This is a genomic window from Rhizobium sp. BK316 (assembly GCF_014193695.1).
GTDB lineage: Bacteria > Pseudomonadota > Alphaproteobacteria > Rhizobiales > Rhizobiaceae > Rhizobium.
This window is the reverse complement of sequence record NZ_JACHZR010000008.1, coordinates 168,837-183,048: the sequence shown is the minus strand read 5'-3', so window position 1 is coordinate 183,048 and position 14,212 is coordinate 168,837. Positions and strand designations below refer to the sequence as shown.

General features: G+C 58.9%; 17 protein-coding genes and 1 riboswitch. Of the genes, 10 read left to right on the top strand and 7 right to left on the bottom strand.

From position 1 onward, the window contains the following. The first annotated feature begins 12 nt into the window (after positions 1–12). The 7 genes from FHT87_RS29150 to FHT87_RS29120 all read left to right on the top strand — a co-directional run bounded on the left by FHT87_RS29150 (position 13) and on the right by FHT87_RS29120 (position 5,762). On the top strand, positions 13–402 hold the full coding sequence (locus FHT87_RS29150; protein ID WP_183734352.1) for a DUF4345 domain-containing protein: 390 nt from the start codon (positions 13–15) through the stop codon (positions 400–402). Positions 403–657: 255 nt separating this feature from the next. Next, the gene (locus tag FHT87_RS29145; protein WP_183734351.1) at positions 658–1,224 is read left to right on the top strand and encodes a F0F1 ATP synthase subunit delta; all 567 of its coding nucleotides are present in this window, start codon (positions 658–660) and stop codon (positions 1,222–1,224) included. Continuing rightward, positions 1,224–2,753, top strand: coding sequence for a F0F1 ATP synthase subunit alpha (gene atpA / locus FHT87_RS29140; protein WP_183734350.1), 1,530 nt, complete (start codon positions 1,224–1,226; stop codon positions 2,751–2,753). The genes FHT87_RS29145 and atpA overlap by 1 nt, the downstream gene beginning before the upstream one ends. Before the next feature lie 28 nt (positions 2,754–2,781). Then, positions 2,782–3,666, top strand: a complete 885-nt coding sequence (locus FHT87_RS29135; RefSeq protein ID WP_183734349.1) for a F0F1 ATP synthase subunit gamma — start codon at positions 2,782–2,784, stop codon at positions 3,664–3,666. A 22-nt stretch (positions 3,667–3,688) separates the two neighbouring features. Continuing rightward, positions 3,689–5,116 (top strand): F0F1 ATP synthase subunit beta, encoded by a 1,428-nt coding sequence (gene atpD / locus FHT87_RS29130; protein WP_183734348.1) that lies wholly within the window; start codon positions 3,689–3,691, stop codon positions 5,114–5,116. Next, entirely contained in the window at positions 5,116–5,355 is a 240-nt protein-coding gene (locus tag FHT87_RS29125) for a hypothetical protein (protein WP_183734347.1), read from the top strand. Before atpD ends, FHT87_RS29125 begins: the two co-directional genes overlap by 1 nt. Next, complete coding sequence (locus tag FHT87_RS29120; RefSeq protein WP_183734346.1) at positions 5,355–5,762, top strand: F0F1 ATP synthase subunit epsilon; 408 nt, start codon at positions 5,355–5,357, stop codon at positions 5,760–5,762. Before FHT87_RS29125 ends, FHT87_RS29120 begins: the two co-directional genes overlap by 1 nt. A gap of 362 nt (positions 5,763–6,124) precedes the next feature. On the opposite strand, the gene FHT87_RS29115 is transcribed toward FHT87_RS29120, so the two are convergent. From FHT87_RS29115 to FHT87_RS29085, 7 genes are all read right to left on the bottom strand, one after another. Then, positions 6,125–6,802 (bottom strand): sugar transferase, encoded by a 678-nt coding sequence (locus FHT87_RS29115; protein ID WP_246698180.1) that lies wholly within the window; start codon positions 6,800–6,802, stop codon positions 6,125–6,127. Positions 6,803–7,023: 221 nt separating this feature from the next. Continuing rightward, positions 7,024–8,238 carry an acyltransferase gene (locus FHT87_RS29110; protein WP_183734345.1) on the bottom strand — a complete coding sequence of 405 codons (1,215 nt, stop codon included), beginning with the start codon at positions 8,236–8,238 and terminating at the stop codon, positions 7,024–7,026. A 66-nt stretch (positions 8,239–8,304) separates the two neighbouring features. After that, positions 8,305–9,312 carry an ABC transporter substrate-binding protein gene (locus FHT87_RS29105; RefSeq protein ID WP_183734647.1) on the bottom strand — a complete coding sequence of 336 codons (1,008 nt, stop codon included), beginning with the start codon at positions 9,310–9,312 and terminating at the stop codon, positions 8,305–8,307. A 7-nt stretch (positions 9,313–9,319) separates the two neighbouring features. After that, complete coding sequence (locus tag FHT87_RS29100; RefSeq protein ID WP_183734344.1) at positions 9,320–10,075, bottom strand: ABC transporter ATP-binding protein; 756 nt, start codon at positions 10,073–10,075, stop codon at positions 9,320–9,322. Continuing rightward, the gene (locus tag FHT87_RS29095) at positions 10,072–10,863 is read right to left on the bottom strand and encodes an ABC transporter permease (RefSeq protein WP_183734343.1); all 792 of its coding nucleotides are present in this window, start codon (positions 10,861–10,863) and stop codon (positions 10,072–10,074) included. Before FHT87_RS29095 ends, FHT87_RS29100 begins: the two co-directional genes overlap by 4 nt. Before the next feature lie 14 nt (positions 10,864–10,877). After that, positions 10,878–11,486: a YkoF family thiamine/hydroxymethylpyrimidine-binding protein gene (locus FHT87_RS29090; protein WP_183734342.1), complete on the bottom strand. Its 609-nt coding sequence runs from the start codon at positions 11,484–11,486 to the stop codon at positions 10,878–10,880. After that, positions 11,476–11,590, bottom strand: a riboswitch (TPP riboswitch). (Overlaps the previous gene by 11 nt.) 189 nt (positions 11,591–11,779) lie before the next feature. Beyond that, the gene (locus tag FHT87_RS29085) at positions 11,780–12,355 is read right to left on the bottom strand and encodes an NAD(P)H-dependent oxidoreductase (RefSeq protein ID WP_183734341.1); all 576 of its coding nucleotides are present in this window, start codon (positions 12,353–12,355) and stop codon (positions 11,780–11,782) included. 81 nt (positions 12,356–12,436) lie between these two features. Here FHT87_RS29085 and soxR point away from each other — a divergent pair, with 81 nt between their 5' ends. From soxR to FHT87_RS29070, 3 genes are all read left to right on the top strand, one after another. Then, complete coding sequence (gene soxR, locus FHT87_RS29080; protein ID WP_183734340.1) at positions 12,437–12,901, top strand: redox-sensitive transcriptional activator SoxR; 465 nt, start codon at positions 12,437–12,439, stop codon at positions 12,899–12,901. 91 nt (positions 12,902–12,992) lie between these two features. Then, positions 12,993–13,763 carry an SDR family oxidoreductase gene (locus FHT87_RS29075; protein ID WP_183734339.1) on the top strand — a complete coding sequence of 257 codons (771 nt, stop codon included), beginning with the start codon at positions 12,993–12,995 and terminating at the stop codon, positions 13,761–13,763. Between the two features lie 101 nt (positions 13,764–13,864). Continuing rightward, positions 13,865–14,206 carry a metalloregulator ArsR/SmtB family transcription factor gene (locus FHT87_RS29070; protein ID WP_183734338.1) on the top strand — a complete coding sequence of 114 codons (342 nt, stop codon included), beginning with the start codon at positions 13,865–13,867 and terminating at the stop codon, positions 14,204–14,206. Positions 14,207–14,212: the final 6 nt, after the last annotated feature.

Here is a 14,212-nt window from a genome sequence, read left to right as displayed (position 1 = left end):
TGGGGTCGAGGCATGGAATTCTACTTTCCGACGGAATTTGGCGAGCAGCTTGCCTTCGGTGCGGCAGCCTTCACGGCGCTTGCCGGCTTCGTCATCATGTTCGCGCCTGGCCTTGCTATGCGAGCTTTCGCTCTGGCGCCCCGCGGCGAGCGACGCGAAGGTTTTAGCGAAGTCCGATCGATGGGCGGCCTCTATCTTGGCCTCGGCCTTGCCACGATCATGCTGGCGCAGGACTGGACCTATCTGGCTCTTGGAGCAGCCTTCGCGATGGCCGCTTTCGCACGTATCATTTCCATTCTGTCTGATAAGGGGAGTACACTCCTCAATTATTTACTTTTGGTTGTGCAGACGGCCATCGCCGCGCTGCCACTGCTCTACGTTTTTGGCTTCCTGCAGGGGTGATCTCAAGCGGAAAAGAAGGCGTTTCACGGCTCGCTTTCAGGTGTTTCCGTAATTTTGGCGCCAGAAAATCAAGCGAAACACGTATTCCGGCATTACGCGTGTTGCGAGTCCGAATATCCTATGTTAGACGGACCCCGAATTTCGGAAGAAGCAAGAGGCTTCTCTTGCGATTTCTGGGGGAAATCAAAACGAATTCAAGATCATAAGTTCAGCGCCCGCTGAAAGTCCGATTTTGAATTGAAATCAGGGAAATTTGTGCCCGTGGCAGACACGTCCCAGCTTACTTCTGGTGTTGCAGAGCGCTATGCTTCGTCGCTTTTCGAGCTGGCTCTCGAAGAAGGCGCGGTTGACAGCGTTACCGCTGATCTCGGCCGGTTCCAGACCATGCTGGACGAAAGCGACGACCTGAAGCGCTTTGTCTTGAGCCCGGTTTTCTCTGCAGAAGATCAGCTCAAGGGCATCGTCGCTATCAGCGAAAAGGCTGGCATCTCGGGCTTCTTCGCCAATTTCCTGAAGGTCGTGGCGCGTAACCGCCGCCTGTTTGCCCTGCCGGGCATGATCAAGGCCTTCCGCATCATTGCTGCCAACCATCGCGGCGAAATTTCTGCCGAAGTCACTTCGGCCCATGCTCTGACCGCAGAGCAGGAAAATGAATTGAAGGCGGCGCTGAAGGGCGTCACCGGCAAAGACGTGGCGATTGCTGTCACGGTTGATCCGTCAATTCTTGGTGGTCTGATCGTCAAGGTCGGGTCCCGTCAGATTGACACGTCTCTTCGTACCAAACTCTCTACCCTTAAGCTTGCATTGAAAGAGGTCGGCTGATGGATATCCGCGCTGCGGAAATTTCCGCAATTCTTAAAGACCAGATCAAGAACTTCGGCAAAGAGGCGGAAGTCTCGGAAGTCGGTCAGGTTCTCTCCGTTGGTGACGGTATCGCTCGCGTTTACGGTCTGGACAATGTCCAGGCTGGTGAAATGGTCGAGTTCCCCGGCGGCATCCGCGGCATGGCGCTCAACCTTGAATCCGACAATGTCGGTGTCGTTATTTTCGGCTCCGACCGCGACATCAAGGAAGGCGACACTGTCAAGCGTACCGGCGCGATCGTCGACGTTCCGGTCGGTCCGGAACTGCTCGGCCGCGTTGTCGACGCTCTCGGCAACCCGATCGACGGCAAAGGCCCGATCAACGCGACCCGCCGTGCGCGCGTCGACGTCAAGGCTCCAGGCATCATTCCGCGCAAGTCGGTTCATGAGCCGATGTCGACCGGCCTCAAGGCCATCGATGCCCTTATTCCGGTTGGCCGCGGCCAGCGCGAGCTCGTCATCGGCGACCGTCAGACCGGCAAGACCGCCATTATTCTCGACGCCTTCCTGAATCAGAAGCCGATCCACGACAACGGCCCGGAACAGGACAAGCTGTTCTGCGTCTACGTTGCGGTTGGCCAGAAGCGCTCGACCGTTGCTCAGTTCGTCAAGGTTCTGGAAGAGCGCGGCGCCCTGAAGTACTCGATCGTTGTTGCCGCGACTGCTTCCGATCCGGCTCCGATGCAGTTCCTCGCTCCGTTTGCAGGCTGCGCAATGGGCGAATACTTCCGTGATAACGCCCAGCACGCGCTGATCGGTTACGATGACCTGTCCAAGCAGGCCGTTGCCTACCGTCAGATGTCGCTCCTTCTGCGCCGCCCGCCGGGCCGCGAAGCTTATCCGGGCGACGTCTTCTACCTGCACTCGCGTCTCCTCGAGCGCGCTGCAAAGATGAACGACGACAAGGGCGCTGGTTCGCTCACCGCTCTGCCGGTCATCGAAACGCAGGGTAACGACGTTTCGGCCTTCATTCCGACCAATGTGATCTCGATCACGGACGGTCAGATCTTCCTCGAAACCGACCTGTTCTACCAGGGTATCCGTCCGGCCGTTAACGTCGGTCTGTCGGTTTCCCGCGTCGGTTCTTCGGCTCAGATCAAGGCCATGAAGCAGGTTGCCGGTTCGATCAAGGGTGAACTCGCCCAGTATCGCGAAATGGCCGCCTTCGCCCAGTTCGGTTCGGACCTGGACGCTGCAACGCAGCGCCTGCTCAACCGCGGTGCACGCCTGACCGAACTCCTGAAGCAGCCGCAGTTCTCGCCGCTGAAGACGGAAGAGCAGGTCGCCGTGATCTTTGCCGGCGTCAATGGCTATCTCGACAAGCTGCCGGTCGCTCAGGTCGGCAAGTTCGAACAGGGCCTGCTATCTTACCTGCGTTCGGAAGGCTCCGACATCCTCGATGCGATTCGTACGGAAAAGGCTATCAGCGATGCGACGAAGGGCAAGCTCACTGCTGCCCTCGACAGCTTCGCCAAGTCTTTCCAGTAATCGGACCCTAGGTTAGGACGGATAACGGATGCCTTCACTTAAGGATCTGAAAAACCGGATCGCCTCCGTCAAGGCGACGCAGAAGATCACCAAGGCGATGAAGATGGTCGCCGCGGCGAAGCTTCGGCGTGCCCAGGAGGCGGCGGAGGCCGCCCGGCCTTACTCGCAGCGTATGAATGCGGTCCTGGCGAACATCTCCAAGGCCGTTACCGAAGCAGACGGCGCGCCGGTCCTGATGACCGGCACGGGCAAGGACCAGGTTCACCTGCTCGTCGTCTGCACGGCCGAGCGCGGCCTGTGCGGCGGCTTCAACTCACAGATCGCTCGCTTCGCACGCGATCATGTCCGCAAGCTCGTCGCTGAAGGCAAGACGGTGAAGATCGTCACGGTCGGCAAGAAGGGCTACGACATTCTGCGTCGCGAATTCGCCTCGATGATCGTCGAGCGCAAGGAACTGCGCGATGTCAAGAAGATCGGTTTCGACAATGCCGACCAGATCGGCAAACGCATCATCGAGATGTTCGAAGCCGGCGAGTTTGATGTCTGCACGCTGTTCTACTCCGAGTTCAAGTCGGTGATCAGCCAGGTTCCGACTGCGCAGCAGCTCATCCCGGCCAAGGCTCCGGAAGCCGTCGCCGAAGATGCAGACCATGCCGGCGCTGTCTATGAATACGAGCCGGATCCGGCGTCGATCCTCGACGATCTGATCCCGCGCAACATCTCCGTCCAGATCTTCCGCGCTCTCCTTGAGAACGTCGCGGGCGAAATGGGTGCCAAGATGAGCGCGATGGACAATGCGACGCGCAATGCTGGTGAGATGATCAACAAGCTGACGCTAAGCTACAACCGTCAGCGTCAGGCGCAGATCACCAAGGAACTGATTGAAATCATTTCGGGCGCGGAAGCGCTCTGAGTTAGGAAAAGAGGGTAAGAAAATGGCTGAGGCAGCTACCCGCTCTGTCGGCAAAGTCACCCAGGTTATCGGCGCCGTCGTCGACGTTGCTTTCGAAGGCGAACTGCCGGCGATTTTGAACGCGCTCGAAACCGACAATAACGGCAACCGTCTGGTTCTCGAAGTCGCTCAGCATCTGGGCGAAAACGAAGTCCGCACCATCGCGATGGATTCGTCCGAAGGTCTCGTTCGTGGCCAGCAGGTCACCGATACCGGCGCTCCGATCTCCGTTCCGGTTGGTGACGAAACGCTCGGCCGTATCATGAACGTCATCGGCGAGCCGGTCGATGAAGCAGGTCCGCTGAACACCGCTCATAAGCGCGCCATCCACCAGGATGCTCCGGCTTACGTCGAGCAGTCCACGGAAGCACAGATCCTCGTCACCGGCATCAAGGTCGTCGACCTTCTCGCTCCCTACGCGAAGGGCGGCAAGATCGGTCTGTTCGGCGGCGCAGGCGTCGGCAAGACCGTTCTCATCATGGAACTGATCAACAACGTCGCCAAGGCGCACGGTGGTTACTCGGTCTTCGCAGGTGTGGGTGAACGTACCCGCGAAGGCAACGACCTTTACCACGAAATGATCGAATCGGGCGTCAACAAGCACGGCGGCGGCGAAGGTTCCAAGGCTGCGCTGGTTTACGGCCAGATGAACGAACCGCCGGGCGCCCGCGCTCGCGTCGCACTGACGGGCCTGACGGTTGCAGAACATTTCCGCGACCAGGGCCAGGACGTTCTGTTCTTCGTCGACAACATTTTCCGCTTCACGCAGGCTGGTTCGGAAGTGTCGGCTCTGCTCGGCCGCATTCCTTCGGCCGTGGGCTATCAGCCGACGCTCGCGACTGACATGGGTCAGATGCAGGAACGCATCACCACGACGACGACGGGTTCGATCACCTCGGTTCAGGCCATCTACGTTCCGGCCGACGACTTGACCGACCCGGCACCGGCAACCTCGTTCGCTCACTTGGATGCAACGACGGTTCTGTCGCGCTCGATCGCTGAAAAGGGTATCTACCCGGCCGTCGACCCGCTCGACTCCACCTCGCGCATGCTCGATCCGCTGGTCGTTGGCGAAGAGCATTATGAAATTGCTCGTAAGGTTCAGTCGACGCTGCAGCGCTACAAGGCCCTGCAGGACATCATCGCCATCCTGGGCATGGACGAACTTTCTGAAGAAGACAAGCTGTCGGTTGCCCGCGCCCGCAAGATCGAGCGCTTCCTGTCGCAGCCGTTCTTCGTCGCCGAAGTTTTCACCGGTTCGCCTGGCAAGCTGGTTGCTCTCGAAGACACGATCAAGGGCTTCAAGGGCTTGGTCAACGGCGAGTACGACCACCTGCCGGAAGCTGCCTTCTACATGGTTGGCTCGATCGAAGAAGCCATCGAGAAGGCCAAGAAGCTCGCTGCCGCTTGATGAGCGACACTCAGGACGAGATTTTCTGCTGCGACTCCCTGAAGGGGGTCGTGGCAGAACTTCCTGAACCGGCGGTGCCGACCATCTACCGTGCCGACAACGGCGTGATGATGATGGTTGTCGGGCTGGCTCAGACCGAGGAAGGCCTCGGCTATCTCGACCAAGCGATAATGCACTGCCCGTTCTGCGGGACCAAACTGCAAGATGCAGAAGCCATAGCCGAGAAGGTAAGTCACTGATGGCTGACAATTTCAACTTTGAGCTCGTTTCGCCGGAGCGTCTGCTGCTGTCGGAAATGGTGACCGAGGTGGTCATTCCTGCCACCGAAGGCGAAATGACTGTTATGGCCAACCATGCCCCAACGATGACGACCATCAAGCCAGGCATCGTGAGCGTTCGTTCCTCTTCCGGCTCGAAGCAGGATTACGTCGTGTTCGGCGGTTTTGCTGACATCCTGCCGACCGGATGCACGCTGCTTGCCGAATCTGCCGTTCCGGTGGAAGAACTCAACAAGGACGAACTGACCCGCCGCATCGAAGCTGCGAAGAAGGAACTCGAAGATGCCGAGCATCACGAGCACAAGTCCAGGCTGGAACACTTCATCATGGAGCTGACCCATCTGCGGGGTATCGTCCAGCAGGACTGATCGGTCAGCAGGTATTATAGAGCGAATAAGGAAAGCGGTCTTTAAGGCCGCTTTTTATGTTGGAACAGCTGCTCCTTTATTGCTGCGAAAGCTGCAACAACAAAACAGGCGGTATTTCACCGCCCAGAACATTCCCGTTTTCTTCGAATCACGAAACGTTCTATCTCTCTGTTTTCACGCAATTCCGGACGTAAGCCGCTACGTACTTATGCTGGAATTACTCCAAAGCGTGTCGCGATCTCCAGGATTCGCTCGCCACGTTTTAAGTCTTTATCTTACGTATGTCGTTATCGCAAAACTGCTGCACACGTTTGCGCGACATGCTCCAGCCTGATCGATTTCATTCGTGAAAATTCGATGTCTCAGAAGCCGGTGCCGCCGCGCAGTTCGGACAGTAGCGTGTCGAACAGAATCTTCATATCCAGCCAGAAACTGAAATTTCTAATGTAATAGATATCGCTGGCAATGCGGGCGCGCGCTTCTGTCGGTCGATCTGTCGGGCCGCGCCAGCCGCGCGTCTGGGCAAGACCGGTGATGCCCGGCCGCATCAAATGGCGGTAATGATATTCGGGCACCAGTTCCTCGTAGAGCATGCCGGCTGCGCGCATATTGATCGCGTGGCAGCGGGGGCCGACGAGCGACATATCGCCCTTGATGACGTTGAGAAGCTGCGGAAGCTCGTCGATGTTGGTCTTGCGCAGGAAGGCGCCAATCCGCGTCACGCGCCGATCACCCTTGACAGTCTGCTCGACGCCAGTCGGATCGCAGAGATCGGCCCGCATGGAGCGAAACTTGTAGACGGTGATCTTGCTGCCTTTCAGGCCCCAACGAATCTGCCGGAAAAACACCGGTCCGCCGTCATCGATCACCATGAGAAGCGCGATCGCCAGAAGAACTGGAAACAGAATAACCAGCGCGCTTGTTGCACCGAAAATGTCGAAAGCTCTCTTCAAGCCGAGCTGAAGTCTGTTTCGGCCATCCAATGCGGCAAAGCTTTCGGGCTGGCGAATATTGGAATTCGCTGCGTCGAGAGCCTCCATCTTCACTGTTTTTACAGCGAAAGCCGTATCTTGAAGCTTGTTTGAAGTAAACACGTTCATTAAGCAACGTCCGTGGAAATACTCGCATATTGCGTCGCGCTGGCACAAATACATGGACGGGATCGATTTGTCACCCGCCTCCTTAACGTTTTCGTAACCATAATGGAGCCAAATTTGGGAGTATTTCGAACTATGTCCGTGCTATTCTTAATGATTAGGAATTAACTATATTGGGTAATGGCTGAATTCTTGCGCGTTATGCGTGCGGCGCTTCGTATTGCCGGTCGTTCGAGCGTGAAATAGCTGAAGCTTGCGAGAAGAAAAATGATCGGCGTCGCAACGGCGCAGCCGATAGACCAGTCCTGTACCGGATCGTCCCTGCCGATCCCGAATATCGCGGGAGAGATCGTTTGCATCGAGGTCAGTACGATATCCTGCCAGATATAGATCCCGAATGAGATGGTTGCCGTAAAGCGCATGACGGTATTGTCTAGCAGTGCCGCAAGCAGCACCGAGCGCGAGAGGGTCACAAGAGCGGCAGCGATCAGAACCGGAAACAGCGGAAAGGCATAGGGAATTCCGAGCCATCCGTAGGCTTCCCAGGGTCCGCCTGTCGAAAGCGGCAGCTGGAGGCCGGCGGCGGCGAGGCAGGCGAGTGCGATGATGTCGAACCAGATCCGACGCTTTCGCGGCAGCAGGATCTGAATGCCGGCCGCGAGTGCACCGAGCGCAAAAACGGCGAAAAAGCCGATGGGATTGTAGTCGGGCATCCACTCCTTCGCGCCGCCCTGCATGCCATATTGCCAGCCACGGTCGATCTCATTGGGCGGGAAAAGCACACGGAAGGTTTCATGGGCGATCAGCGTCACGGCAATGATGCCGAGCCAGGCAAGGCGCGTGACGGGCGGAGAACGGCGGTTTTCCGGGATCGCGAAAAGCCAGAGGAAACAAAGCGGCAGCAGCACATAGCTCGTCGCTTCGAAAGAGATGGACCAGAGCGGGCCGTTGCCTTCGACAGGAAAGAAAGTGCGCCAGTGCCATTGGCTCATGAAGAAAAGGCCGCTGGCATAGCGCATAGCGAGTCCCGGCGTCAGCGCATATCCAAGCAATGTGACGCTGAGGATGAAGCCCGCCGTCAAAGCCACCCAATAGCCGGGTACGATGCGGGCCGCGCGGCGCAGCGCATAGATATGCAGGTCGGGCATGGCGCCGCCGGCGTCGAGAGAACGCCAGAACGGCAAGGCCAGCAGGAAACCGCTGAGGATGAAGAAGATGGCGACGCCGAAATTGCCGAAGCGCAGCGCAGTCAGCGTCGGCCGCAATCCTTCGCCGAGCTTGGTGAGGTCGATGCGCAGAATGAGATGATGGATGAGGACGAGCAAGCAGGCGGCTGCGCGCAAGAAATCCGCTCCGGCCACCCGGTCCTGCTGCTGCATGTCACTCCCTCGCTCCTTGCGGGACTTTGCAGTGAAAAGCTGCTGCCCGCAAGGGGCGGGCTCGTCTCAGTCAAGGAGACTGTTGGTGTAATAGGCGGAAAAGTCGGGCTTTTCCGTCAGTGCCGTACCGTTGGCATCGAGGAGGATGCCATGATCGAACAGGAAAGTGCCGATCGCTTCGGCCTTGGCCGGATCGATGGTGCCGATCGCGCCTTTTTCGCTCCTGAGGTAATGCCCCTCGACGAGGGCCTTCTGCGATGCCTTGACAAGATCGGTGTTGAGCAGTGCGCCATTGCTGCCGGCAATCAAGAGGTCGCAGGCCTCGTCCGGATTGTCGACCGAATGGGCGTAACCCTTCAGTGTTGCCTGGATGAAGGCGCGGGCATTTTGCGGATTGTCTGCAAGATAGGTGTCGCTGGAAGCGATCGCAGTCGTCTGTTCGTCCGGAATACCGTAATCGCTGTAGCGCCAGCGGCCGACTTGTCGGTTCTCGAGTTGGGCGGCAATGCCTTCCCAGGTGTAGATTTCCAGCGTGAAGTCGACGGCGCCGTTGTCGAGCGCCTCATAGGCCGAAGTGCCGAGCGTGACATTCTGGAAGGTACCCTTGCCGCCGTCGTTGCGGATCATCGCGGAGACGAGCGCCTGCTCCCATGCGCCGCCGAAGCCACCATAGGTCTTACCATCAAGATCTCTAGGGCTCTTGATGTCGTCGCGGTCGCCCTTGAAGATCAGCCTGCCGGTTTCCGTCTGCACCACGGCGTAGACGAGCTTCACATCCGCGCCGGCGGCGCGCTGGGTGAAGGTTTCGATCTCCCCGCAGATGCCGAAATCGGCAACGCCGTTCGCGACCAGCGTGCCGGCGCTGGTATCGGCATAGGGCAGAATTTCGACATCGAGGCCGGCGGCTTCATAGAAGCCCTTCGCCTTGGCGACATAGATGCCGATATGATTGGTGTTCGGCGTCCAGTCGAGCGCGATGCGGACCTTTGCGGCGGACTGGGCGAAGGCGGTGCGGCCGGCAAGGCCTGCAGCCACGGCGGCAAAAAGGGTTTGTCGGCGGGTGAGAAGCATCAGGACCTCCTCAGGTTCTTTGCGGATGCAGCAGTGTTTGAAGGATTTCTGTTTCGATCGCCTGTGCGGCCGGGGAGCCGAGATCGGCAAGCGTGCGCGGTCTTGCCAGCGGCACCTCGAATTCCCTGACCACGGCCGCCGGGCGAGCGGAAAGCACATAGATGCGGTCGGACAAAAAGACCGCTTCGCGCACATCATGTGTAATCAGCAGCGCCGTCCAGCGATGATCTGTCCACATGCCTTGCAGCCATTCCTGCATCTGTGTGCGGGTCAGCGCGTCGAGCGCTCCGAAGGGCTCGTCGAGCAGCAGCATATCCTGCCGCTGGATCACAGTGCGCAGCAGGGCCGCACGCTGGCGCATGCCGCCCGAAAGGGCAGCGGGATAGTGGTTTTCGAAGCCGGCAAGGCCGAAGCGTTCGAAGAGAGGGGCAGCGACGGCGCGCGCTTGCCTGCGACGCATGCCATACACTTCGAGGCCGAGGATCGCATTGTCGATCACGCTTCGCCACGGCATCAACGCATCGCGCTGGGGCATGAAAGCGAAGGCATGCGCGGCCTGTGAGAGCGGAGTGCCGTTGAAGAGAATGTCGCCTTTATCGGCCAGCAGTGCCTGTGTCAGCAGCCTGAGGATCGTCGATTTGCCGGAACCGGAGGGGCCGACGATCGAAACGAATTCACCTCTGGCAATATGGAGAGAGATATCCTGCAGCACCTCCATGCCACCGAAGGACTTCGAGATGTTCTCAAGCTCCAGCATCCCGCTCATCGGCGTTTCTCCGCGGCGGATTGCCAGGGCATGGCGAGACGCTGGATCGCCAGTGTAAGGCCGAAGAGGCATAGCGTCAGAAGGGCGCTGAGAACGACGGCGGCGAGCACGAGATCCGGCCGGAAATTGTTCTTGGCGTTGAGGATGTAAATCCCCAGGCCACGGGAGGCGCCTGCATATTCGGCAAAGATCGCGCCGACCACGGCATAGGTGATCGATATGCGCAGACCCGCAAAGAAGAAGGGCATGGCGGAAGGGAGCCTTGCCAGGCAGAAGATGCGCCAGCGGCTCGCCTTCATGGAACTCAAAAGCTCGGCAATATCCCCGTCCGTCGATTCATAGCCCTGCAGCAGGGCGACCAGCAACGGAAAGAAGGTGACGAGCGCGACGAGCAGAAGTTTCGGCAGCAGCCCGAAACCGAACCAAAGCACGACCAGGGGCGCAATCGCGACCAGTGGCAGCGTCTGGCTGACGATGAAGAGCGGCAGCAGCGCGCGGCGCATGAAGGGTACGAAATCCATCAGCACCGACGAGACGAAGGCAAAGACCAGCGACAGGGCAAAACCGCCGAGCGTTGCGCTGAGCGTCGGCCAGGTATTGTCGAGCAGCGCCTGCCTGTTCAGCCAGCCCTGCGTCAGGACGCGTGAAGGCGAGGGCAGGATGGAGGGTTTGATGCCGGAGAGATCGACATAGAGTTCCCAGGCAGCCAGGAAGGCAAACACGGCAAGAATGGCAGGCAAGGCCCGCCTCAATGCCGTGAATGTCGAATCCGATTTCGATAAGGTCATCGCCGTCAAGCGTCTCAGGCTTTGCTCGGGCTGTTCGCGGAGACCGTGATATCCAGCGTCACGTGGCCTTCGGGATCGCCGAAGCGATAGAAGGCTTGGTGAATGGTCGCGAAGATCGCGCCGGCATCGCCGCGCAGCTTGGTGCAGAAATTCTTGGAGCGGTCGAATGTGCCCGAACGCTTCAGGAAATCGATGCAGCCATAGATCTCGTCCATATGCGTGCCCGTTCCCATAACATAGAGAGAAACCTGGGCTGCCGTCGCCTGGCCGGTCCGTTTCGTATCCCTGGCTGCCGTGATCGCCGCCTCGACGCGCTCGGCAAGCGGTTCGGACCGGCTAGAGGGCAGGCTGGCGCCGCAGATCGCATCATCCGGTTCGCCGGGGCAGCCACGCGAGATGGCGGCGGACAATACGCAGTGCTCGCCGCTTGCGGCAGCCGAAACGAACAGGTCGCGCATGGCGGCAAACAGCACGTCGGGCGGACCGACCATCAGCGTGGAGATATCGTCGGTTTCGATGCGAAGCCGATCGCGATAGGGCTCAAGAGCCTTGATCGCGTCAAGGATGATGCCGACGAAATTGCCGGACATCGGATACAGGGACACTTGCGCGCCGGAAAACACTTGGACCTCGCTCCGCTGGCATTACCCAGATCAGCTTTGAAGGGTCCGGAGGCATGCGCCTCACATCTCAGCCCCGGCAATTCGGAGCTCCCCCGTGAATTGTGGCGGAAACTATCACCGGGTTTGCGATACTGCAACCGCAAAATTCCTACCGGCTATACGGTCGGTATAAAGGTGATGGCTGTTTGGAAGCAACTGTTAGGTGTCAGAGGAGGGAAGCACCCGGACGGAGGCCCTGTCCGGGTGTCCAGCCGGTTCCGTACCTGCCAGAAACGGAACCGGATGTCGTTGTCTCAGGCGGCTACGCCGGCATAGGGAGTGTCGCTGCGGGCGGTGATCAGCGCCTCGGTCCACCATTGCAACTGGGCCATCATTCTCGATAGCCGGCGCAACGCATCCTGCGGATCCTGCAGCCGGCCTTCATTATCGAAACGACGCCAGGGGGAGTTGAAGCTCACCGCGTCGCAGATCGTGACGGCATGGAGTTCGGCGAAGACGAGGCGGAGCTGTTCAACTGCCCGTAATCCGGCGGAGACGCCGCCATAGCAGACAAAGGCAATCGGCTTGCCGTGCCAGGGCTCGATGAAGAGATCGATGAGGAATTTCAGTGAGGCGGTGAAACTGTGGTTATATTCCGGCGTGACGAGGATGAAGCCATCGGCCTGATGGAGCCTGTCCGCAAGCCGTCTTGCCTCCGGATGATGCGGCGCATGCTCTCGCGGCAACGAAAATGCCAGCGGATCGATGATGTCGATTTTGAATTGCGGAAAGCGGGCCAGCTCTCTTTCGAGCCATTTCACCACCCTGTCGCAGATGCGTCCCTCGCGCGTGCTGCCGTAGATGACGGCAAGCCTCATGGGTTTCTGCATGCATTGCTCCTTCTCGTATCGGCTTTACGGCCTCGGGAGCGCAGTCTATAGAACCTCAACTAACATTGAGGTCAATAGGCCATGCAGCAGAATTCGACATTCTCGTTGAGCAAGCTCCTGACGGTGGGTGAGGTGGCAGAGCGAAGCGGGCTTGCGGTTTCTGCCCTGCATTTCTACGAGACGAAGGGGCTGATCTCCAGCATCCGCACCCGCGGCAACCAGCGCCGCTACGGCCGCGATGTGCTACGGCGCCTCGGTATCATCAAAGTGGCGCAACGCGTCGGCATCCCACTTGCCGAAATCCAGACTGCCTTCGAAACCCTGCCGCAGAGCCGGACGCCGACAGTCGAGGATTGGCAGAGGCTGTCGGCGCTCTGGAAAGATGACCTCGATGCCCGCATCAAGCGACTGAGCCTGCTGCGCGACCATCTGACGAGCTGTATTGGCTGCGGTTGCCTCTCCATCGACGCCTGTCCGTTGCGCAATCCCTTCGACGTTCTCGGCAGGCAAGGCGCTGGTGCGCGGCTTCTGGATCCGGGTGCTTAGACCTTCGGGCTTTCTTTTGGCTGATGGCCGCATATGTTAGGCCCTGATAGTGCAAGCAGCGGGACCGGCCGCCCGCAAGGAGGAGAGCTTCGTGTTTCATCCCAAACTGTTCGAGAACCGCAATGTCGTCGTCACGGGGGGCGGCCGCGGTATCGGCCTGGAAATCGCCCGACAGTTTCTGGATTGCGGGGCGCGCGTACTCGTTCATACCGGGCGTGATGGGGAGCGCGAACTGCCGGATTTTCTGCTGACAGCCGAATCGGAGCGGCGGGCGCTGCTGCTGCCGGCCGATTTCCTGCATCCGGGCGGGGCCGCAAAGTTTGCGGAGGAGGCGCTTGAATTCTTCGATGCGGTGCATGTGCTGGTCAACAATGCCGGTACCATGCACGGTCGCTTTCTGGCCGGAGAGCTCACTGATGCCGAGTACGAGACCATCGTGCGTCTCAACCAGACGTCGGTGGTGGAGTTGACGCGCGCTCTGCTTCCGGCGCTGCGGGCGGCGCAAGGTGCTGCCATCGTCAACACGGTTTCGATTTCGGCGCTGACGGGCGGAAGCCCCGGTTCGGCGATCTATTCCGCATCGAAGGCTTTCGTTGCGACCTATTCGAAGGCGCTTGCCCGGGAGCTCGCACCTGACGGTATAAGGGTCAATTGCGTCTCGCCCGGAACGATCGATACCGATTTCCATGCACGCTATTCATCTCGCGAAAAACTGGAGCAAACTCGCAGGTCTATCCCGCTGCAGCGGCTTGGAACAGCGGAGGATTGCGCGCCTGCCTATCTCTTCCTGGCGGCTCCTTCACTCTCTGGCTACATCACAGGTCAAGTGCTGGAGATCAACGGTGGTCAGCTTATTTGCTGATTTGGTTGGACTTTTTTTGGTATTTCATGACATTTGACCAATTCGCTTCTGCGAATATGATAGTGTACTGATCTACATTATTACCTCCTTCCGAGAAGCAAATGCCATTGCCTAAACCGAAGCCGGGCATGACTGGCCAGGACTTGCAGAAGCTTGCTGACAAAGCCCACGAGGCGAGTGATCTCCTGAAGGCGCTAGCCCATCAGACCCGGTTGCTCATCCTTTGTATCCTGTCGGAAGGGGAAAAGACGGTCGGCGAAATCGAGGATATCCTGGGTATACAGCAGGCTATGGTGTCCCAGCAGCTTGCCCGGCTGAGGCTCGAAGGCCTCGTCAATACGCGGCGCGAAGGACGGCTCGTCTATTACAGCACGGGCAATGAAAGCGTTCTGGCTTTCCTCGAATCACTTTTCAGTCTCTTTCCGGTTGCCGAGAAAAGTTAGAGCCCA